General features: G+C 53.6%; 21 protein-coding genes. 8 read left to right on the top strand and 13 right to left on the bottom strand.

All coding sequences use genetic code 11. The features are described 5' to 3' along the window. The first annotated feature begins 262 nt into the window (after positions 1 to 262). Positions 263 to 865, top strand: a complete 603-nt coding sequence (locus AC07P6_RS11630) for a YebB family permuted papain-like enzyme (protein ID WP_478316362.1) — start codon at positions 263 to 265, stop codon at positions 863 to 865. A gap of 1 nt (position 866) precedes the next feature. Here AC07P6_RS11630 and ruvC read toward each other — a convergent pair whose 3' ends face one another. The 4 genes from ruvC to aspS form a co-directional block, all read right to left on the bottom strand. Continuing rightward, the gene (ruvC, locus tag AC07P6_RS11625; protein ID WP_110274314.1) at positions 867 to 1388 is read right to left on the bottom strand and encodes a crossover junction endodeoxyribonuclease RuvC; all 522 of its coding nucleotides are present in this window, start codon (positions 1386 to 1388) and stop codon (positions 867 to 869) included. A 37-nt stretch (positions 1389 to 1425) separates the two neighbouring features. Further along, on the bottom strand, positions 1426 to 2166 hold the full coding sequence (locus AC07P6_RS11620; protein WP_182239618.1) for a YebC/PmpR family DNA-binding transcriptional regulator: 741 nt from the start codon (positions 2164 to 2166) through the stop codon (positions 1426 to 1428). Positions 2167 to 2315: 149 nt separating this feature from the next. Beyond that, positions 2316 to 2759 carry a dihydroneopterin triphosphate diphosphatase gene (gene nudB, locus AC07P6_RS11615; RefSeq protein WP_181485778.1) on the bottom strand — a complete coding sequence of 148 codons (444 nt, stop codon included), beginning with the start codon at positions 2757 to 2759 and terminating at the stop codon, positions 2316 to 2318. Between the two features lies 1 nt (position 2760). Beyond that, entirely contained in the window at positions 2761 to 4548 is a 1788-nt protein-coding gene (gene aspS, locus AC07P6_RS11610; protein ID WP_478316360.1) for an aspartate--tRNA ligase, read from the bottom strand. A gap of 268 nt (positions 4549 to 4816) precedes the next feature. Here aspS and AC07P6_RS11605 point away from each other — a divergent pair, with 268 nt between their 5' ends. Genes AC07P6_RS11605 through cmoB form a run of 5 tightly spaced genes read left to right on the top strand, consistent with a single transcriptional unit; the run spans position 4817 to position 8446 of the window. Continuing rightward, complete coding sequence (locus AC07P6_RS11605) at positions 4817 to 5383, top strand: hydrolase (RefSeq protein WP_434662840.1); 567 nt, start codon at positions 4817 to 4819, stop codon at positions 5381 to 5383. Beyond that, a complete protein-coding gene (locus AC07P6_RS11600; RefSeq protein WP_478316358.1) occupies positions 5380 to 6198 on the top strand; it encodes a DUF72 domain-containing protein in 819 nt (272 codons plus the stop codon). The genes AC07P6_RS11605 and AC07P6_RS11600 overlap by 4 nt, the downstream gene beginning before the upstream one ends. Before the next feature lie 53 nt (positions 6199 to 6251). Next, entirely contained in the window at positions 6252 to 6647 is a 396-nt protein-coding gene (locus AC07P6_RS11595; protein ID WP_110274320.1) for an MAPEG family protein, read from the top strand. Between the two features lie 39 nt (positions 6648 to 6686). After that, positions 6687 to 7430, top strand: a complete 744-nt coding sequence (gene cmoA / locus AC07P6_RS11590; protein ID WP_182239626.1) for a carboxy-S-adenosyl-L-methionine synthase CmoA — start codon at positions 6687 to 6689, stop codon at positions 7428 to 7430. Beyond that, on the top strand, positions 7427 to 8446 hold the full coding sequence (gene cmoB, locus AC07P6_RS11585) for a tRNA 5-methoxyuridine(34)/uridine 5-oxyacetic acid(34) synthase CmoB (RefSeq protein ID WP_478316356.1): 1020 nt from the start codon (positions 7427 to 7429) through the stop codon (positions 8444 to 8446). Before cmoA ends, cmoB begins: the two co-directional genes overlap by 4 nt. A gap of 97 nt (positions 8447 to 8543) precedes the next feature. Here the strand turns inward: cmoB and cutC are convergent, their stop codons facing one another. Continuing rightward, entirely contained in the window at positions 8544 to 9287 is a 744-nt protein-coding gene (cutC, locus tag AC07P6_RS11580) for a copper homeostasis protein CutC (protein ID WP_478316354.1), read from the bottom strand. Positions 9288 to 9363: 76 nt separating this feature from the next. Continuing rightward, positions 9364 to 9933 carry a VOC family protein gene (locus tag AC07P6_RS11575; RefSeq protein ID WP_475699930.1) on the bottom strand — a complete coding sequence of 190 codons (570 nt, stop codon included), beginning with the start codon at positions 9931 to 9933 and terminating at the stop codon, positions 9364 to 9366. Between the two features lie 230 nt (positions 9934 to 10163). Here AC07P6_RS11575 and argS point away from each other — a divergent pair, with 230 nt between their 5' ends. Continuing rightward, on the top strand, positions 10164 to 11897 hold the full coding sequence (gene argS / locus AC07P6_RS11570) for an arginine--tRNA ligase (RefSeq protein WP_478316352.1): 1734 nt from the start codon (positions 10164 to 10166) through the stop codon (positions 11895 to 11897). A gap of 177 nt (positions 11898 to 12074) precedes the next feature. Here the strand turns inward: argS and bglB are convergent, their stop codons facing one another. Together bglB and AC07P6_RS11560 are read right to left on the bottom strand one after the other, a co-directional pair. Next, positions 12075 to 13214, bottom strand: coding sequence for a beta-galactosidase BglB (gene bglB / locus AC07P6_RS11565; protein ID WP_478316350.1), 1140 nt, complete (start codon positions 13212 to 13214; stop codon positions 12075 to 12077). A gap of 4 nt (positions 13215 to 13218) precedes the next feature. Beyond that, on the bottom strand, positions 13219 to 14802 hold the full coding sequence (locus AC07P6_RS11560) for an MFS transporter (protein ID WP_182239638.1): 1584 nt from the start codon (positions 14800 to 14802) through the stop codon (positions 13219 to 13221). A 352-nt stretch (positions 14803 to 15154) separates the two neighbouring features. On the opposite strand from AC07P6_RS11560, the gene uspC reads away from it, so the two are divergent. Further along, positions 15155 to 15583 (top strand): universal stress protein UspC, encoded by a 429-nt coding sequence (gene uspC / locus AC07P6_RS11555; RefSeq protein WP_182239640.1) that lies wholly within the window; start codon positions 15155 to 15157, stop codon positions 15581 to 15583. 28 nt (positions 15584 to 15611) lie between these two features. On the opposite strand, the gene otsA is transcribed toward uspC, so the two are convergent. The 5 genes from otsA to AC07P6_RS11530 all read right to left on the bottom strand — a co-directional run bounded on the left by otsA (position 15612) and on the right by AC07P6_RS11530 (position 21527). Beyond that, the gene (gene otsA / locus AC07P6_RS11550; RefSeq protein ID WP_478316347.1) at positions 15612 to 17036 is read right to left on the bottom strand and encodes an alpha,alpha-trehalose-phosphate synthase; all 1425 of its coding nucleotides are present in this window, start codon (positions 17034 to 17036) and stop codon (positions 15612 to 15614) included. Beyond that, positions 17011 to 17814, bottom strand: coding sequence for a trehalose-phosphatase (otsB, locus tag AC07P6_RS11545; protein ID WP_110274330.1), 804 nt, complete (start codon positions 17812 to 17814; stop codon positions 17011 to 17013). Before otsB ends, otsA begins: the two co-directional genes overlap by 26 nt. A gap of 160 nt (positions 17815 to 17974) precedes the next feature. After that, positions 17975 to 18955, bottom strand: a complete 981-nt coding sequence (gene araH, locus AC07P6_RS11540; protein ID WP_110274331.1) for an L-arabinose ABC transporter permease AraH — start codon at positions 18953 to 18955, stop codon at positions 17975 to 17977. A 14-nt stretch (positions 18956 to 18969) separates the two neighbouring features. After that, on the bottom strand, positions 18970 to 20484 hold the full coding sequence (gene araG, locus AC07P6_RS11535; RefSeq protein ID WP_182239646.1) for an L-arabinose ABC transporter ATP-binding protein AraG: 1515 nt from the start codon (positions 20482 to 20484) through the stop codon (positions 18970 to 18972). A gap of 62 nt (positions 20485 to 20546) precedes the next feature. Beyond that, positions 20547 to 21527: an arabinose ABC transporter substrate-binding protein gene (locus AC07P6_RS11530; protein ID WP_434662805.1), complete on the bottom strand. Its 981-nt coding sequence runs from the start codon at positions 21525 to 21527 to the stop codon at positions 20547 to 20549. Positions 21528 to 21662: the final 135 nt, after the last annotated feature.

Below are 21662 nucleotides of genomic sequence, written 5' to 3'. Positions count from 1 at the left end.
TTGTGATTCTCTTACATTCCGAATATTTTTCATTCTATAAAAGACGCAGAGTTTAAGAAGGTATTTATTATTTTCAACGCATTTTATTTTATACATCACAAAAAAATACGGCCTGCTGCTCCTCCTTTTACACAGATGAATTACCCCAAGTCATGACATATTATTTATCAAATCTTTACTAATGCTTTTCCATCAATGACGAATTGCCAGGATATGATAGCGGATACATCGTCTTTTTGTATAAAGCCAAAGGAATGACAAAATGCTTATTGATTCCTCCGTTAAATATGAAACCGGAGATATTGTTTTCACCTGTATTGGCACTGCATTATTTGGCCAGATATCAACGGCCTCTCAGTGCTGGTGTAATCATGTGGGTATCATCATTGGTCATAATGGTGATGATTACCTGGTGGCGGAAAGTCGGGTCCCACTTTCGGGAGTAACCACCCTAACGCAGTTTATTCACCGCTCAGCCAACCATAGTTACGCTGTTCGCCGTCTGCGCGGCGATTTAACCACTGAGCAAAAGCTCTCGCTCATGGAACAAGTTCCCTCACGTCTGCATAAGCTTTATCACACAGGGTTTAAATACGATTCATCGCGTCAGTTCTGTTCAAAATTTGTGTTTGATATTTATAAAGATGCGTTATGTATTCCGGTGGGCAATGTCGAAACGTTTGAACAACTGCTGCACAGTAACCCGGAAGCAAAATTGCGATTCTGGAAGTTTTGGTTTTTAGGCTCTATTCCGTGGGAACGAAAAACGGTCACTCCGGCCAGCCTCTGGCTGCATCCAAATTTAGAGTTAATTTCAGCGAATGGAGTAGAAACGCCTCAGCCAGTAGTCGCCGAGGCGGTATAGATTAGCGTAACCGTCCACGCGCCAGATTCAGACGGCTTTCGCCTATCTGGGCGACGTTCTGGCTGACGTGGCAGTGGGTAATGGCGATAGCCAAAGCATCTGCCGCATCGGCCTGCGGGTTAGCCGGAAGCTTGAGCAACGTGCGCACCATGTGCTGCACCTGGCTCTTCTCTGCGCTGCCAATACCGACGACGGTTTGCTTCACCTGCCTGGCAGCATATTCAAACACCGGCAGATCCTGATTCGTCGCAGCGACAATTGCCACTCCGCGAGCCTGCCCAAGCTTTAACGCCGAATCGGCATTCTTCGCCATAAAAACTTGTTCGATGGCGAAATAATCCGGCTGGAACTGAGTAATAATTTCTGTGACGCCCGCATAAATCAGCTTCAGGCGAGACGGTAAATCATCCACTTTGGTGCGAATGCATCCACTGCCCAGATAGCTCAGCTGGCGTCCAACCTGACGGATGACGCCGTAACCAGTGACGCGCGACCCCGGGTCAATACCGAGAATAATAGCCATCACGCGCCTCCGGTTAGTCGTTTAACGGTCGGCAACATTAGAGCGTTGCGGCGACCTCATCAGAGATCTCACCATTATGATAAACTTCCTGCACGTCGTCGCAGTCTTCAAGCATATCGATCAGACGCAGCAGTTTCGGTGCAGTTTCTGCATCCATGTCCGCTTTGGTTGACGGGATCATAGAAACTTCAGCAGCATCTGCTTTCAGGCCAGCAGCTTCCAGCGCATCACGTACAGCACCCATCTCTTCCCATGCAGTGTAAACGTCAATCGCACCGTCATCATAGGTCACAACGTCTTCAGCACCCGCTTCCAGCGCCGCTTCCATCACTGCGTCTTCATCGCCAGCTTCAAAGGAGATAACGCCTTTTTTGCTGAACAGATAAGAGACCGAACCGTCAGTTCCGAGGTTGCCACCGGTTTTGGTGAACGCATGACGCACTTCAGCAACGGTACGGTTGCGGTTGTCGCTCAGGCATTCCACCATAACCGCGGTGCCGCCAGGGCCGTAACCTTCATAAATGATGGTTTCCATGTTCGCGTCATCATCACCGCCAACGCCGCGTGCGATAGCACGGTTCAGCGTGTCGCGCGTCATGTTGTTAGCCAGCGCTTTATCGATTGCCGCACGCAGACGTGGGTTAGAACCCGCATCGCCGCCGCCCAGACGCGCTGCGGTAACCAGCTCGCGAATGATTTTAGTAAAGATCTTACCGCGCTTGGCATCCTGTGCCGCTTTGCGGTGTTTGGTGTTGGCCCATTTACTATGACCTGCCATAAAATAATATCTCCAAAAAAGCCTTTTTCCGTCGCCTTTTAGCCCTCAGGCGCGTTGGCTACATTGGCCCTCACCCATCACTTACCCAAGTAAGCTCAGGGTGAAGTCCCAACTTGCCGCCTTCCTGATAACTAAAATTCTGGGGAAAATTAGTTGGCGTTAATTACAAATTCTTCAATCGCCTGCCGGTTGCTCCAGGACTTGGTCAACGTGGCGGCTTCCGACGCATCAACCCAGCGGTAATCCAGATGTTCCGTAAAGACAATCTGGCGTTCATGGGGGAGCGCAAGACGGAACCAAAATTCCGTATTACGCTCGACGCCCGGCGCATAGCGATGACGTAAATGAGAAAATATCTCGAATTCTACCGTGCGCTGACAGTCAACCAAAGCCAGTTGCTCACAAGCAACGTCAATGGCGACCTCTTCCATTACTTCACGCGCGGCAGCCTGCGGCGCGGTTTCACCCTCTTCCAGGCTGCCGGTGACCGACTGCCAGAACGCAGGATCGTCGCGACGCTGCAACATCAGCACCCGCTTCGTATCTTCGGCATAAATCACCACCAGAACGGAAACGGGCAGCTTGAATGACATCTTACTTATTCTCCAGAGACTCTTTTGTCTCTTTCGCCACAACCTGAATACCCAGTTCGCCCAAGGACGCCGGATTCGCGAAACTTGGCGCTTCGGTCATCAGGCAGGCAGCTGCGGTAGTTTTCGGGAAAGCGATAACGTCACGGATATTATCGGTACCCGTCAGCAGCATGGTCAAACGGTCAAGACCAAATGCCAGACCGGCGTGCGGGGGAGTACCGTATTTCAACGCGTCCAGCAGGAAGCCAAACTTCTCGCGCTGCTCTTGTTCGTTAATGCCCAGAATACCGAACACGGTCTGCTGCATTTCGCCGCTGTGGATACGCACGGAACCACCGCCAACTTCATAGCCGTTAATGACCATATCGTAGGCGTTAGCAACAGCGTCTTCCGGCGCCGCTTTCAGCTCGGCGGCAGACATATCTTTCGGCGAGGTGAACGGATGGTGCATCGCGGTCAGGCCGCCTTCACCATCGTCTTCAAACATTGGGAAGTCGATAACCCACAGCGGGGCCCACTTGGCTTCGTCAGTCAGATTCAGGTCTTTACCCAGCTTCAGACGCAGCGCGCCCAGCGCATCGGCAACCACTTTTTTGTTATCTGCGCCGAAGAAAATCATATCGCCATCCTGCGCACCGGTGCGCTCAAGAATGGCTTCAACGATTTCGGCGTTGAGGAATTTAGCTACCGGGCTATTGATGCCTTCGAGGCCTTTCGCCCGCTCGGTCACTTTAATGTAAGCCAGGCCTTTAGCGCCGTAGATCTGCACAAATTTGCCGTATTCATCAATCTGCTTACGCGTCAGCGCGGAACCGCCCGGAACGCGCAGCGCCGCAACGCGGCCTTTGGCATCGTTAGCTGGACCCGCGAAGACCGCGAACTCAACGGATTTGACCAGATCGGCCACGTCCACCAGCTCCATCGGGTTACGCAGGTCTGGTTTATCTGAACCATAACGGCGTTCGGCTTCAGCGAAGGTCATGATTGGGAAGTCACCCAGCGCCACGCCTTTCACGTCGTTCCACAGACTGCGCACCAGCGCTTCCATCACTTCACGCACCTGCTCGGCGGTCATGAAAGAGGTTTCGACGTCGATCTGGGTGAATTCCGGCTGGCGGTCAGCGCGCAGGTCTTCATCACGGAAGCATTTAACAATCTGATAGTAGCGGTCGAAGCCTGACATCATCAGCAGCTGTTTGAACAGCTGTGGAGACTGCGGCAGCGCGTAGAATTTGCCTTTATGAACGCGAGAAGGCACCAGATAGTCACGCGCACCTTCCGGCGTGGCTTTGGTCAGCATCGGCGTTTCGATATCAAGGAAGCCGTGGTCGTCCATAAAGCGGCGTACGAGGCTGGTGATTTTGGCACGGGTTTTCAGGCGCTGAGCCATTTCCGGGCGACGCAGGTCCAGATAGCGGTATTTCAGACGCGCTTCTTCGGTGTTGACGTGGTTGGAATCCAGCGGCAGCGCTTCGGAGCGGTTGATAATGGTCAGATCGGACGCCAGTACTTCGATTGCGCCAGTAGGCATATCGTTGTTGACGTTTCTTTCGTCACGCGCACGCACGGTGCCGGTTATCTGGATGCAGAACTCATTACGCAGTTCGGAGGCCAGCTTTAATGCATCCGCACGATCCGGATCGAAAAACACCTGCACGATGCCTTCGCGGTCACGCATATCGATAAAGATAAGGCTACCAAGATCACGACGACGGTTGACCCAACCACACAGAGTCACTTGCTGCCCTACGTGGGACAGACGGAGCTGTCCGCAATATTCTGTACGCATGAGATATCCCTTAACTTAGCCGCAGGCGGATTGTTGCCTGCCTTGCAGGCGACGAGGTCGCAGCTTTAGCTGATGTCACAACTGAATGAAAAAAGGCGGCTATTATACTGGAAATTATGCCGTACGATAAGCCCGGCACAGCGTGCTACGTTGCTTTGCCGTGCGCTTATTGCCTGTGCTCACAAAAATTAACAAAATTTGTTACCCTTGAGCAGGATCGGCAACGGTATTGTAGCGGCCAGACAACAAAAGAAGATACGGGGATATCATGTTAGAACTCAATGCAAAAAATACCGCGCTGGTGATCATCGACCTGCAAGAAGGTATTTTACCCTTTGCTGGTGGTCCGCACCGCGCCGATGAAGTGGTTGCCCAGGCGGCACGTCTGGCGCAAAAGTGCCGCCAGCAGGGTTCCCCGGTGGTGATGGTACGCGTTGGCTGGTCGGCTGATTTCGCTGAAGCACTGAAGCAGCCTGTTGACGCCCAGGCTGGCGCGCACGCATTGCCAGAAAACTGGTGGACCTATCCGCTCGCGCTGGGTAAGCAGGATAGCGATATTGAAGTCACTAAACGCCAGTGGGGCGCGTTTTACGGCACCGACCTTGAATTACAGCTCCGCCGTCGCGGTATCGATACCATTATTCTGTGCGGTATTTCGACCAATATCGGCGTCGAATCTACAGCGCGTAACGCCTGGGAACTGGGCTTTAATCTGATTATTGCCGAAGACGCCTGCAGCGCAGCCTCCGCCGACCAGCACCAGGGCAGCATGACGAATATCTTCCCGCGTATCGCCCGCGTGCGCAGCACCGAGGAAGTCCTTTCGGCTTTATGATTTATATTGGGCTTCCCCAGTGGGCGCATCCGAAGTGGGTGCGCCTGGGTATCACCAGCCTTGAAGAGTATGCTCGCCACTTTAACTGCGTGGAGGGCAACACCACCCTGTACGCCTTACCGAAAGCCGAGATTGTCAGCCGCTGGTATGAACAAACTCACGATGACTTTCGCTTTTGCTTTAAGTTTCCGGCTACCATTTCGCACCAGGCGGCGCTGCGCAACTGCGACGACTTAAGTCATGAATTTTTCACCCGGCTGGCCCCGCTGGCATCGCGCATCGGTCAATACTGGCTACAGCTGCCCGCCACCTTCGGCCCACGGGATCTCCCTGCCCTGTGGAACTTCCTCGACGGTCTTCCGCGTGAGTTCAGCTACGGTGTTGAGGTACGACACCCGGAATTTTTCGCTAAAGGCGAAGCGGAACAGCAATTCAATCGCGGACTACATCAGCGTAGCGTCAATCGCGTGATCCTCGATAGCCGCCCGGTGCATAGCGCCGTCGCCCGAACCCCGGCGATGATCGATGCGCAAAAAAAGAAGCCTAAAGTACCTGTCCATGCGCTGGTGACGGCCCACCACCCGCTGGTGCGTTTTATCGGCAGCGACGATATGGCGCAAAATCGCGATCTCTTTGGCGTCTGGTTGCAAAAATTACCGCAGTGGACGCAGACAACAACGCCGTATTTATTCCTCCACACCCCAGACATTGCCCAGGCTACGGAGCTGGTCGATACTCTGTGGAACGATCTGCGCTCTGCCCTACCGGAAATAGGTGATGCGCCGTCAATTCCGCAGCAAAGCACTCTTTTCTGATATCCTGCTATCCTGAATGGAGCCACCGGACGGAATGAAAGGGAGTTTTTAGTATGGTCAGCGCGCTGTATGCCGTTTTAGGTGCGTTATTGCTTATTAAGTTTTCTTACGACGTTGTCCGCCTGCGAACACAATATCGCGTCGGCTACGGCGACGGCGGTTTCAGCGAGCTGCAGGTTGCTATCCGCGTACATGGAAACGCAGTCGAATATGTTCCCATCGGACTGATTTTGCTACTGTTTATGGAAATGAACGGTGCGCAGATCTGGATGATTCACGTTTGTGGAATTTTACTGATTGCCGGACGCCTGATGCACTCTTACGGTTTTCATCATCGTCTGTATCGCTGGCGTCGTTCCGGCATGAGCGCCACCTGGTGCTCATTGTTGCTGATGGTGCTGGCTAACTTCTGGTATATGCCCTGGGAGTTGGTTTTCTCCGTCCGTTAGCGCACAATACGCCGTTTTCGATTTTTCGGGTTTAACGTTATGTCTCACCGCGATACGCTTTTTTCCGCGCCGATTGCCAGTCTCGGCGACTGGACCTTTGATGAACGGGTTGCTGAAGTCTTCCCGGATATGATCCAGCGTTCTGTTCCCGGCTATTCCAATATTATTTCGATGATCGGCATGCTGGCTGAGCGCTTCGTTCAGCCAGACACCCAGGTCTACGATCTTGGCTGCTCGCTCGGCGCGGCGACGCTGTCTATACGCCGCAACATTGCACATTCTGGCTGCAAAATTGTTGCTATCGATAACTCCCCGGCGATGGTCGAGCGCTGTCGTCGTCATATTGACGCCTATAAAGCGCCGACGCCAGTCGACGTTATTGAAGGCGACATCCGCCACGTCACTATTGAGAACGCCTCAATGGTGGTGCTGAATTTCACGATTCAGTTTCTAGAGCCAGGCGAACGCCAGGCCATTCTGGATAAGGTCTATCAGGGGTTGAATCCGGGCGGCGCATTGGTGCTGTCGGAGAAATTCAGCTTCGAAGATGACAATGTCGGCGAGCTGCTGTTTAACATGCATCACGACTTTAAACGCGCCAACGGCTATAGCGAGCTGGAAATCAGCCAAAAGCGCAGCATGCTGGAAAACGTCATGCTCACCGATTCCGTAGAGACCCACAAAGCGCGCCTGCGTAAAGCGGGTTTCGAACATGCTGAACTGTGGTTCCAGTGCTTTAACTTCGGGTCGTTAATCGCCGTAAAATCCGGGGAAGTGGCATGATTGATTTCAGCAATTTTTATCAGTTGATTGCCAAAAGCCCGCTATCGCACTGGCTGGAGACCCTGCCCGCGCAGGTTGCGACCTGGCAACGCGAAGCGCTGCACGGCAAATATCGTGAGTGGGAACGTGCCGTTGAATTTCTGCCTGAATTTGCGCCGTACCGCCTGGATCTGCTGCATAGCGTGACCGCTGAGAGCGAAAAACCGCTCGGCGAGGGCCACCGACTGCGCATTGAAAATCTGCTTAAGAATTTGATGCCGTGGCGTAAAGGGCCTTATTCGCTTTACGGCGTGAATATCGATACTGAATGGCGTTCCGACTGGAAATGGGAACGCGTGTTGCCGCATCTTTCTGACCTCACCGGGCGCACTATTCTTGATGTCGGCTGCGGCAGTGGCTACCACATGTGGCGCATGATTGGCGCCGGAGCCCATCTGGCGGTCGGCATCGATCCAACGCAGTTGTTCCTTTGCCAGTTTGAAGCGGTACGTAAACTGCTGGGCAATGACCAGCGTGCGCATCTGCTGCCGCTGGGCATCGAGCAACTTCCGGCGCTGAACGCCTTTGATACCGTATTTTCAATGGGCGTGCTCTACCATCGCCGCTCCCCGCTCGATCACCTGTGGCAGCTAAAAGATCAGCTGGTTCCCGGCGGTGAGCTGGTACTTGAAACGCTGGTGGTTGAAGGGGACGAAAATACCGTTCTGGTCCCGGGTGACCGCTATGCCCAGATGCGTAACGTCTACTTTATCCCGTCTGCCGCCGCGCTAAAGATGTGGCTGGAGAAGTGCGGGTTTATCGACGTGCGCATTGTTGATGCATGTGTGACCTCAACTGACGAGCAGCGCCGCACCGAGTGGATGACTACCGAATCGCTGGCCGAATTCCTCGACCCGAACGACAGCAGTAAAACGCTTGAAGGCTACCCAGCCCCGCTGCGCGCGGTGATTATTGCGACCAAACCAGAAACGCAGCAGTCGTTAGCGGCGAAAGAAAAAAGCAGGATGATAAGCTAACGCGGATTTTGGATAAAAAAAGGCCCCTGTTTAATGGGCAGGGGCCTGGTACGGGCAATCATCATATTGGGCGACATGATGTGCAGCTAAAAACTATTTAATCTCTCTGCGCGGTAATAATACGCTTCATTTCCGCTACCGCTTCGCCATTCACGGCGTAGCGTAAGTATTCATCAGCGTCGGCATCCGTAGACATCGATAATCCGGGGTTGCGAAAGCGCATCGGCGACGGTAACCACTGGCCTGCCGAGCTGTGTACCTCTTTAACCCCCGCCTGCAAAAACACCGACAGGTTGGCAGCGCGGACTCCTGCACCAGCCATAATGATTGGAGTATCGCTTCGGGAAATAAGTTCCCTGATTAATGAAATTCCTTTTTCGGCGGACGCCTGTTGGCCTGATGTCAGGATACGTTTAATGCCGAGATCTGACAGCTCAGAGCAGGCCTGGCGCGGGTCGGCGCACATATCAAAGGCACGATGAAAAGTGACTGCAAGGGTTCCCGCTGCTGCCATAATTTTTTCCATTCGCGTCGTATCAATCTGGCCGTCGGCATCCAGAATACCGATCACTAGCCCGGGAAACCCTAATTCTCGTACAGCGATGACATCATCAAGCATCGCCGCAAACTCACCTGCGGTGTAGCAAAAGTCACCGCCGCGCGGACGAATAATCGGATGAACGGGGATCATCACCGTATCACGAACCGATTTAAGAACGCCCAGCGAAGGCGTCAGGCCGCCTTCCTGCGGCGCGGCGCAAAGCTCAATGCGATCGGCACCGCTACGCTGCGCTTCTTGCGCGCACTCCATGCTGTAACAGCACACTTCCAGTAAAGTCATTCTTCTCTCCGTTGACATCGCAGGCACGACAGAATGTCACGATTTTTTGCTGCAGACGCCGCGTCACTTCACACTGTCACCGTTCAGATTGTTCGCTGGCGACAATTTGCTCAATCGACCACGGATGGAATTTGATAGTGACCTTACCATCCGTCACCGCCAGCGTCGGGTTCGGCAGTCGCTCGTGTTCCCCTTTCGGTGAGCTGGTTTTCACAAAAATCCCCGGCTGGCTGAGCCCTTCATCAGAAAGCAGCGCCAGCGCACGGGAATTCAGCGATTCAGCCTCACCTGGCAGGACGATTTCGACATGCTCCCAGCCCTCATGCGGATAGCGTTTTTCGCCCGGCCACGGCAGTTCAACGATGCTAAAACGCCAGTGCGCCATGCAAATCGGCTCATCCAGTTTAAATAAACAGATCGGGCGATCGTTGATGATATTCTCCGACAGCAGCGTACCGCATTGTTCAAAGCCGCGCCTCCAGCGCTCTGCCGTCGTATTCTGGTGGCAGCGCAGGGAAATATGGTCGGCATCATGCGGCGCAATATCGAGACCAAGCCGGCTAGCAAGCGCATTTAGCGCCTCGGTGAAACGCGGCAAGTCCGCGGAAATATCGTCCAGTTCATCAATTTGCTGCCAGTTCGCCATTGTAAGCCTCGGTACTCGCTAAAAAGAGCTAATCTAGCGCGTTTCCCCAGCCTGACCAACCCGCAATATTCAGTAATAACCTGTGAAAAGTTATTCATTAAGCGTGTGGCTTAGCAGCCTATGCGCGGTGCTGACTCATGGGCGCAAATGCAGTATACTCCCGCTCTTATTTGTCCACATTCCAGCGCCGCCCCGTCAGGGTCACGGTGTGTTAAACGTAAGGTATTTCGGTGAATATTCAGGCTCTTCTCTCAGAAAAAGTCAGCCACGCCCTGATCGCGGCAGGTGCGCCCGCCGATTGCGAACCTCAGGTTCGCCAGTCAGCAAAAGTCCAGTTCGGTGACTATCAGGCCAATGGCGTGATGGCCGTTGCTAAAAAACTGGGCATGGCGCCGCGACAACTTGCAGAGCAGGTACTGTCTCATCTTGACCTGAACGGCATTGCCAACAAGGTCGAAATCGCCGGTCCGGGCTTTATCAATATTTTCCTCGATCCGCTATTCCTAGCGGAAAACGTCAGCAATGCGCTGAAATCAGAGCGTCTGGGCGTAGCTCAGCCGCAGGCGCAAACTGTGGTCGTTGACTACTCCGCACCGAACGTGGCGAAAGAGATGCACGTGGGTCACCTGCGCTCGACCATTATTGGCGATGCCGCAGTGCGAACCCTGGAGTTCCTCGGCCATAAAGTGATCCGCGCTAACCACGTTGGCGACTGGGGCACCCAGTTCGGTATGCTGATCGCTTATCTGGAAAAACAACAGCAGGAAAACGCCGGTGAAATGGCGCTGGCGGACCTCGAAGGTTTCTATCGCGAAGCGAAAAAACACTACGACGAAGATGAAGCCTTTGCCGAACGCGCACGTAGCTACGTGGTTAAGCTACAGGGCGGCGATGAGTATTTCCGCGAAATGTGGCGCAAGCTCGTTGACATAACTATGTCGCAAAACCAGCTAACCTATAACCGCCTGAACGTGACGCTGACCCGTGACGACGTGATGGGTGAAAGCCTGTATAACCCGATGCTACCGGGTATCGTTGCTGACCTGAAAGCCAAAGGTCTGGCTGTGGAGAGCGAAGGCGCAACCGTGGTGTTCCTTGATGAGTACAAAAACAAGGAAGGCGAACCGATGGGCGTCATCATCCAGAAGAAGGATGGCGGCTACCTCTACACCACCACCGATATCGCCTGCGCAAAATACCGTTACGAGAATCTGCATGCCGATCGCGTGCTGTATTACATCGATTCACGCCAGCACCAGCACCTGATGCAGGCGTGGACCATCGTACGTAAAGCAGGTTACGTGCCAGATTCTGTGCCGCTGGAGCACCACATGTTCGGCATGATGCTCGGCAAAGATGGCAAACCGTTTAAAACCCGTGCCGGTGGCACCGTGAAGCTTGCCGACCTTCTGGACGAGGCGCTGGAACGCGCCCGCCGTCTGGTGGCCGAGAAAAACCCGGATATGCCTGCCGAAGAGCTGGAAAAACTGGCGAACGCCGTCGGGATTGGCGCGGTGAAATACGCCGATCTGTCGAAAAACCGGACCACCGACTATATCTTCGACTGGGACAACATGCTGGCATTTGAGGGCAACACCGCGCCTTACATGCAGTATGCTTATACCCGCGTGCTCTCGGTATTCCGTAAAGCGGATATCGATGAAAGCGCGCTGGCGGCGGCTCCGGTTATTATCACCGAGGACCGTGAAGCGCAGTTGGCTGCCCGCCTGCTGCAGTTTGAAGAGACGCTAACCGTTGTCGCACGTGAAGGTACTCCGCATGTGATGTGCTCTTACCTCTACGATCTGGCGGGCCTGTTCTCGGGTTTCTACGAGCACTGCCCGATCCTAAGTGCCGAAAGCGAAGAGACGCGCAACAGCCGCCTGAAGCTGGCGCAGCTGACCGCGAAAACGCTGAAGCAGGGTCTGGATACGCTGGGTATTGAGACCGTAGAGCGTATGTAATTTGCAGGAAAAACCCGGCAAGCGCCGGGTTTGAGACCGATGACAGAGATTGCCCGGCGGCGCTTCGCTTGCACGGGCCTACAGATACTGCGTGTTTTGTAGGCCGGCGTAAGGCGTTAGCCGCCACCCGGCTAAAATGCTAATATCCTTTTCACAGCTCGCCTCCTCCCCGAATTTTCAAAAATATTTCCGTAAGTATTCCGTCAGGCACAGAATTGCCATCGCCTGGCCATACGGCATCGACGTGAGCGGAATTTCACGATAAAAATCGAGATTCGAGCCCATTCCGGTACCGAATGAGGTTTGCAGCAATTCCCCTTCAGGAGAGATATTCTGCACGATACCGCGAATCGCTTTCTCCGCCACTTCTGCATATTCCTGGCTCACATAGCGCTTGCGTACCGCTTTTAAGATCCCGTAGGCAAAACCGGCGGTGGCCGATGCTTCCAGATAGGAGTTTGGGTCATCAAGCAGCGTATGCCACAGGCCGCTGTCGTCCTGGCAACGGGCCAGCGCCGCGATCTGCGCATTCAGCACCTGCACCAGATAACGGCGAACGGCGCTGCTTTCAGGTAGATCCACCAGCTCAAGGAAATCCGGGATCACAATCGTCAACCAGCTATTGCCGCGTGCCCAGCGAGCCCTGGCAAAATTATGCTGCCCCTGGTAGTTCCAGCCGTGGAACCACAGTCCGGTCTCGCGGTCCATCAGATTCTGTACATGCAGCAGGAACTGATACACCGCTTCCTCTACATATTCCGGGCGGTTGAGCAGTTTGCCGATTTTGGCCAGCGGCAGGACGGTCATCATCAACGTGTCGTCCCACATCTGCTGATGGTTCTCTTCCGCCAGGGTGATGTGCTGCATGCCGCCAAACTCGGTACGCGGCATATCGTGCATCGCCCACTCTGCCCAGCTATCGAGCCAGGGCAGATATGCGCTATTGCCCGTCTCTTCATAGCGGTAAGCCAGGGTCAGAAACGGCGCCATCGTGTTGACGTTTTTGGTGGTTGCTCCTTCAGCAAAGCGATCAGTGAACCAGCTATCGATAATCTCACGCATCGCGATATCGCCAGTCTGCTGGTAATACTGATAGATGCCGTACAGGCCAACCCCGTGGGTCCACTCCCAGCCGTTCCAGCCTTTGGTGTCAATGATGCGCCCATCGTCCAGGCGCAGTAAAAATTGCCCGCTTTCATCCTTAATATTGACCAGGTTGTGCGTTACCTTCTGGATCAGCGCTTGCAGTTCATTACGGGCGATAAAACGCTCTGGCTGACGCAGTAATGGGCTATGTTTGACAGGCCAAACCTTCATATCCTTAACCTCTGTTATATGTCGAATTCAATTCTGAACGTTGCTTCAACGGCGGCGCGGCAGGTTTATTGCGGTTCAGGTAACCGATATTGTTGTTGCCCCACAGGGATTCGTACGGCATCCCGGCCAGCATCTCCACCACTTCACGATCCTGAGCGGTCGCCGTTTCCGGCTGCGCACGACCAGACTCGCGCATTTTGAGCGTTTCAGTACGTAGAACGCTGTGGGTTTGCAGGTTGAGCTTAAAACGCAGAGAGACAAGAAAACCGCAGGCCAGCACCACTAATGTCCCCACGCTGAGGATCAGCAGGATTGTGTGGCTGACTTCATAAGGCTGGGTTTTCTGTCCGGAGACAAAGCCGGAAAACTGCATAATGATCCCCACCAGCATCACCGCGCCCGCCTGGGAGGCTTTACGGGTTAGAGTCATGATCCCGGCAAAGATCCCTTCACGGCGCTGTCCGGTAATCACTTCATCTACGTCAGCAATATAGGTGTAGGTATTCCATGGTACATAGTTGATACCGCCGCGTCCCAGGCCTGCAACTGCGGAAATCAGCAGCAGCAGCGAGTAAACATCGCTGAGCCCGGCGTAATACAGCACCGCGTAGGAGAGCGAGCTCAGACCAAACAGCACCACCACCATCCGGTACGATGGAGCAGGTCCGAAGCGGATGCACAGCGGGATCATGGCGATAACCGCGATAAACTGGAAGATAGCCATGGTGCCGAGCAGGTTAGAGGCCATGGAGGCTTCCTGCATCAGCACAAACACCACATAGTAGGTAAAGACCGCGTTGAACACGTCCTGAGCGATATAGCCTCCCAGATACATGCCCAGATGCTGGCGGAAAATCTTAATCCGCAAGGTGGAGCTTAACTCAATAAACAGGCGGTTAAGGCTCTGGGACAGGGTCAGGTTTTGCTTCTCCTCTTCTGCCCGTAGCGCCGCTTCCGTCCACTCTTCTCGCGGGCGCTCCCAGGTAAAGAACCAGACAAAGGTCAGCATCATTGCGCACAGTACCGAGAACACCAGACTCGCATAGAAGAAAGAGACCGCATTATCCTTACCGAAGATAGTCAGCAGGACGCCCGGCAGGAAGGAAGCCAGAATCGCCGACATCTGCGCCATCGAAATACGCGCACCGGAGAATTTGGTCTTCTGTTTAAAGTCATCGGTCATCTCCGGTACCAACGTTTCATACGGCACCAGAATCATGGTGTAGACAATATCAAACAGCAGATAAGTCAGCAGGTAGTACCAGAAGCCCATGTCCCCTACCCACATAATGGAGTAGCTAAAGACGAGCGGGATACCCAGCAGGATAAAGAACTTACGTCTGCCAAAACGTTTACCCAGCCAGGTCGAACCGAAGTTATCCGTCAGGAAGCCCATCAGCGGACTGATCACTGCATCCAGAACCCTGGCAGTGGCAAAGATAAGCGTCGCCTCAATAGGGGAAAGACCGCAAAAGGTGGTGTAGAAGTAGAGCAGCCATGCTGCAGTCAGTGCTGTGGTCCCCGCACCGAGGAAATCGCCCGATCCGTAGGCAAGGTAGTTAACCAAACCGATTTTACGTGTTTTCATCGCCGTAAATCCTGTGTCTTTTTTTAGAGAACTCCGACAATCCTTTTGGCGACTTCAGCCAAAAATGGAGTTGATATAGGACTACAGTAAGAGCATGGAAACAGCGTTACCTTTTCATTTTTGCCAGCCAAAAGCGTTCGATGGCAAAAATACAAAGAGTAGAGGAACACGCTTCACTTATTTATAAAACAACGTTTCTTTTAATGCAAAAGATCGGACCATTAATGAGAAATAGCTCTTTTGCAGATGAAACATAGCTCTTTTTTTCCGCTGCTGATAAACCTTGCGAAAGCTAAGGAATCGGAGTAAAGACAATAGAAAAGGGTTATTTTGCGTATCTCAAGGAGGCTTGATGCCCTACTCACATCTGTTAGTCGCCGTTGCGCCGACCCCGGAAAGCCGGGTGCTGATTCAAAAAGCCGTTTCTATCGCCCGTCCGGTCAATGCTAAAGTTAGCCTGATCACGCTGGCGACGGACCCGGAGCTGTATAACCAGTTTGCAGCGCCGATGATGGAAAACTTACGGGAAATAATGCAGGAAGAGACGCGCGGTTTTCTGGCCGAACTCGCTCACCACGCCGATTATCCTATCGAGAAGACGATTATCGCCAGCGGCGGGTTGGGTCATCACGTGAAGGATTTTTGCCAGCAGCATCGCGTTGACCTGGTGATTTGCGGTAACCACAACCAAAGCCTGTTTTCGCGCGCTACCTGCTCGGCGAAGGATATCGTCGGCAGCAGCGGCGTTGACGTGCTGCTGGTTTGTCTTGAAAAGGGCTAGCGCCGGGGAGGCGCCAGCCGCTCAGCCTCTAGGCGAGTTTGGGGAAGGTCGCCACCTTGCGTTCTAAGTGGCTCTCCTCGCTCCTTGGCTCAATCTGCTTTAGATCGGCAATAAACCGCGCCTGCCAGTGGTGAATATCGTTCTCTTTAATCACCGCTAACATAGCCGAATGGCGCGTGATGCGTTCTGCCAGCGGCATGGTTAATGCCCGGTCCAGCGCGGCAGCGACCTCATCACGATCGTAAGGATTGACGATTAACGCTGTAGGCAGTTCATTTGCCGCGCCGGCAAACTGCGACAACACCAGCACGCCCGGGTTTTGCGGATCCTGGGCAGCCACATACTCTTTCGCCACCAGATTCATGCCATCGCGCAGCGGCGTGACCAGGCCAACGTCTGAATAGCGGAAGATTTTCATCAACAGCTTGCGTTCAAAATGCTGGTTCAGGTAATAGAGCGGCGTCCAGCCCAACTGACCATACTGACCGTTAATCCGTCCGGCTGCGGTTTCCAACTGATGACGAATATCCTGATAGGCCTGAACATCACCGCGCGAAGTCGGCGCAATTTGGGTATAGCGAATCTTGCCGTGATGCTGCGGATAGTTCTCCAGCAGCGCCTCATAGGCCAGAAAACGTTCAGGTAACCCTTTCGAATAGTCCAGCCGTTCAACGGAAAAGATATTTTGTACGCCCTTAAGTTCGCTTTTCAGTTGCGCCAGTTTTGGCGGTAACGGCCCTTTTGCGCTGCGCGCAATTTCATCGGGATCGATGCCTATCGGATAAACTTCTGTGTGGAAAGGCTTGCCCCACGCGAGATGCTTTTTCCCACCGCGCGTCGTCACGCGGGTCTGCATTGATACGCTGTCGAGAAACGCCAGCCGGTCACTCTCGGTCTGGAATCCCAGCAGGTCGTAATCGCAAAGTCCCTCAAGCAGTTCAGCATGCGGCGGCAACGCATTAAAAACTTCGGGCGTCGGAAACGGGATATGCAAAAAGAAGCCAATGCGATTATTTACCCCGCGCTGACGCAGTTCACTGGCCAATGGCAGTAAGTGATAATCATGGATCCAGACGGTGTCGTCAGGTTCAATTAGCGGCAGCAGCTTATCAGCCAGCGTGGAGTTCACCCGCTGATACCCTTCCCAGGCCTCGCGCTGAAAATTCACTAAATCAAGGCGATAGTGAAACGCGGGCCACAATACGGCATTGGAAAAACGATTGTAATATTCGTCGTGATCCTGCTCGCTAAGGTTGAAAGAGGCCCAGGTAATATTCCCCTGAGTCACCTTTTTCAGCGGCTGCTGGTCGTCACCAATTTCCCCGCTCCAGCCGAACCACAATCCTCCCGCTGCTTTTAACGCCCCCATAATCCCCACGGCCAGGCCACCGGCGCTGGCCTTTTTATCATCCGGCGGGGCAATACGATTAGATACTACGACTAAGCGACCCATAGCCATCTCTCCTGTCGGTTAGCGCGTCTGGTTGTTGCCCATTATTCGCGATGTTATTTATCCAAAGATGTACTGCGGCCACGTCCGGCAAGCGCCAGCGCGCCTGCGTTTCGCCACCCGCCACTTTGACCGATACGCCACCCAATTGATTGACGACGCCAAAACCCGCTTCATCGGTTAAGTCATCACCGACGAATACCGGTTTACGTCCCTTGAATGGCGCTTCCTGCATAAAAGCGGCAATCGCCTCACCCTTATTCACTCCGCGCGGTTTGATCTCCACCACGCATTTACCTGGCTGCAGCGCCAAAATAGGATGGCGCTGCACGATTTCTTGTGCCAGCGCTAGCACCGCGCTTTGCTGCTGCGGCGCCTGGCGATAGTGCAACGCGAAAGCCATCCCCTTACTTTCCAGCTCGCAACCCGGTAGTGCACCCATCGCCGTTGTCAGCTGTGTTGAAAGGGTCTTGAGGAGTGAGTCAGGCAGTGTGACGATATGTGTTTCACCATTGATGTCACGGCGCTCAGCCCCGTGGACGCCGGCAAGCGGCAGTCGGAAAGGATGGGTAAGCTCATCGAGCTCAGCCATTGAGCGCCCTGAAATCAATGCCACCGCTCCATTTTGCTGCTGCACAAGCTGGCGCAGCGTTTGTAGAACATCAGCAGGAATAACCACCTGATCGGGATGGGGTTTGATACCGGCAAGCGTGCCGTCGAGGTCAAAGAAAAAAGCGTAGTTTCCGGTTAACGCAGGCGGTACGGAAATCTGGTCAGCCACCCTGGTTCCTCCTTATCATGGCCAGCACAATGCTGGGTGTTAACTAAATGTTAGCCATGTAAGTATAGACAGTGTGACCAGCCTCGCCATTTTTGATAGTCATTGCCAGCTCAGCGGGCGCTGGCAATGGTTTAGGATTAGACTGAAAGGTTGGGAATAATCAAACCGTACGTTTCGCTTTTTGTTTGTAACGGTCAAAGATTACCGCCGCCAGCAGAATCACGCCGCGCACCACATACTGCGAGAACGGCGAGATGTTCAGCAAGTTCATCGCATTTTCCACGGTCCCGAGGATCAGGATCCCGGCAACCACGTAGGAAATCTTACCAATCCCGCCTTTTAACGACACGCCGCCCAGCACGCAGGCCGAAATCACAATCAGCTCATAGCCAATCGAGGTCATCGGCTGACCGCTGGTCATACGCGAGGCCAGAATAATCCCTGCCGCTGCGGAAACCAGGCCGGAGAGGACAAAAATGATAATCTTGGTCCGCACCACCGGGACGCCTGCCAGACGCGCGGCTTCTTCGTTGCCGCCAATCGCCAGGGTATTACGGCCAAAGGTGGTTTTATTCAACAGCAGGCCAAAGATAATCAGGCAGCCAACCGTCAGCCAGATTGGCGCAGGCAGACCAAACCAGTTGGCATAGCCCAGGGTAAAGAAACGCTCATCCTCAATCCCGACCGCTTTACCGTCAGAAATAATATAGGCCAGACCGCGAACGATCTGCATCGTCGCAAGCGTGGTGATCAGGGCGTTGATCTTTAAGCGGGCAATGACAAAACCGTTCACCAGGCCGCTCAGTGCCCCTAGCAGCAGGCCAGCCGTAATGCCAATCCACATGCTTTCGGTCAGGTTAATCACCACCGCCGTGGTGACCCCCGCACAGGCGATAACCGAAGCAACCGACAGGTCAAAGTCACCGGATGCCAGGCAAAATAGCATCCCACAGGCCACCATCCCGGACATCGAGATAGCCAGCCCCAGACCTTTCATATTGATAAATGAGGCAAAATTGGGCACAAAAATCACGCAGCCGATAAACAGCACGGCGAAAACAACCAGCATGCCAAACTGATCCCAGATGCGGGAGAAGCTGAAAGCCGACCGGGAAGTACCTGAAGAGGTAACTGATGACATCATAAACTCCTTACTCAGGCGACCGCCTGGCTCACTTTGGGCATCGCAAGGCTCAATGCCTGCTGTTCATTCGCATGTTCATGCAACAATTCACCGGCGATTTCGCCCTCACGCATCACCACGATACGGTCCGCGACGCCGAGAACTTCGGGTAAATCACTGGAGGCAAAGACCACCGCGACGCCTGATGCCGCTAATGCGTAAATAACGTTGTAAATTTCATGCTTAGCGCCGACATCAATGCCGCGCGTCGGCTCATCGAGCAGGATCACTTTCATCTCTTCCGATAACCAACGGCCAAGAATGGCTTTCTGCTGATTGCCGCCAGAGAGATTCATAATCAGCTGCTCCGGGCCCGGCGTTTTGATGTTGAGCGATTTGATATGCTGGTCAGCATTTTCCGCTTCCCAGGCGTTGTTAATCACGCATCCTGCAAGAATATGCTTACGACGTGCGCTGATATTGATGTTGTCGCGCACCGAGTGAACCGGAATAATCCCTTCGGCTTTGCGGTCTTCCGGACAGAGCATCATTCCAGCCTGAATCGCCTGCGCGGGTTTGCGGATGTCGATAGCCTGGCCGTCAATGTAGACCTGGCCACTGGTTATCCTGCTGCCGCCAAATAAGCCTTTCATCAGCTCGCTGCGCCCGGCCCCAACCAGCCCGAACAGGCCAACGATTTCACCGCTGCGCACCGACAGGCTGATCGGCTGACGCACGCCCGGTGCCTTCACCTGCTCCAGACGCAAGCGTTCGTTGCCGTATTCACGCGGTTGCCAGCCGTAGATATCGCCCAGTTCACGGCCCACCATCGCCTGCACCAGGGCGTCGTGGTTAACCTCTTGCATATTGTCAAATGTGCGCACGTAGCGACCATCTTTGAACACGGTGATGGCATCACTTAATGCAAAAATCTCTTCCATACGGTGAGAGACATAAATAATGACCCTCCCCTCCTCGCGCAGTTCGCGAATAACCCGGAACAGGTTTTCGATTTCCCGCGCAGACAGGGAGCTGGTTGGCTCATCAAAGGCGATGATTTTGGCGTTACGCGCCAGCGCTTTAGCAATCTCCACCATTTGCCACTGACCGATAGAGAGATATTTGAGCGGTGTTTCCGGGTCGATATCGAGTCCCAGATGCTCAAGCTGTAAGCGGGCTTCATAATTAAGTAGCGAGCGGTTAACGATCCCGCCCTTGTGTGGAAGTTGTCCGAGGTAGATATTTTCCGCCACGGTCATTTCCGGGATCAGATGCAGTTCCTGATAAATAATCGCCACTCCGGCATTCAAGGCTTCGGTGGTGTGGTTAAACGCCATCTGCTGGCCGCTGATTTGCAGGCTGCCGGCCGTCGGTATGTAGTTGCCGCTGAGCACTTTCAGCAGCGTAGATTTCCCGGCGCCGTTTTCTCCCATCAGGGCGTGAACCTGTCCGGCATAGCAGTCAAAGCTAATATCGGACAGCGCTTTAACGCCCGGGAAAGTCATGGTGATGCCGTGGAATGAGAGATAAGGGGTAGACTGTTGCATAACGACTCCGCTTTTCTGGACTGAGCCTCCCGCTTAATACGAGAGGCCCGGTCAACCAGGCCTTACAGCCCTTTTTTCGCCAGCTCTTCTTTAAAGTTGTCGCGGGTAATCAGCACCACGTCGGTAACCGCAGTGAATTTCGGCGGTTCGACGTCCTTCGTTACCCAGTTGTAGAGCATTTCGCTGGTTTTATAACCGTGAATGTCCGGGCTCGGCAGCAGAGAACCATAGAAACCGGTGGCCTGCGCTTTGGAGAGTTCATTGACTGCATCCACGCCGTTAATGCCGATACCGATGACGTCAGTGGCTTTAAAACTCTGGCCTTCGGTCGCACGCACGCCACCCAGTACGGTGTTGTCGTTCATGCCGACAATTAACCAATGTTTAACCTGCGGATGTTGAACCAGCATGGAGTTACCGGCATCGAACGCGCCGGGGATATCGTTAGATTTGGTTGGCACGCGATAGATCTGATTTTCCGGAAAGCCAGCGGCTTTCAGCGCATCCATCGAGCCGGTGGTGCGGCGACGGGCAGTGTCCAGCTCATCAGAGGTGATCGCCATGACCGCGGTATCTTTCACGTCCCACCCGCGTTTCTGCATCTCTTTGTACAGCTCCTGCCCCTGACGGGCGCCGATTTCGCTGGCAGCCATCATCACCAGCGGAACGCTGTCCATTGGTTTGCCTTTGGCGTTAACGAGCTGGTCGTCGACGGTGATCACTTTCATATCATAGCCGCGCGCTTTGGCGACAATAGCAGCCCCTAGTTTCGGGTCCGGGGTGCAGATAACGAAACCTTTAGCTCCGCTGGCCGCCAGGCTATCAATAGCATTCAGGGTTTTCTCGCCGTCAGGTACGGCAATTTTAATCACATCAAAACCTAAATCTTTACCGGCCTTATCGGCAAATTTCCACTCAGTTTGAAACCACGGTTCTTCGGGCTGTTTCACCAGAAAGCCAAGCTTAAGCGTCTCAGCCATAGCTGATTGTGACATAACTGCGGCGAAACCAATCGCCGCCAGCGCTTTAGTAAATTTGTGCATGGTAAACTCCAGCTTTAATTCGCTTTTATGTAGGGAATAATAAGACTTAAAATTTTAATCGGACGTAAAACAAGGCATTAGGAAAACCTGATTCATTACTGCCGTTGTTAAAATAGTATTAACCGGAAATTATTT

This window comes from Klebsiella sp. GFKo11, assembly GCF_056490265.1.
Note: the sequence above shows the minus strand (reverse complement) of the source record. Positions and strands in the feature narration are given on the sequence as shown.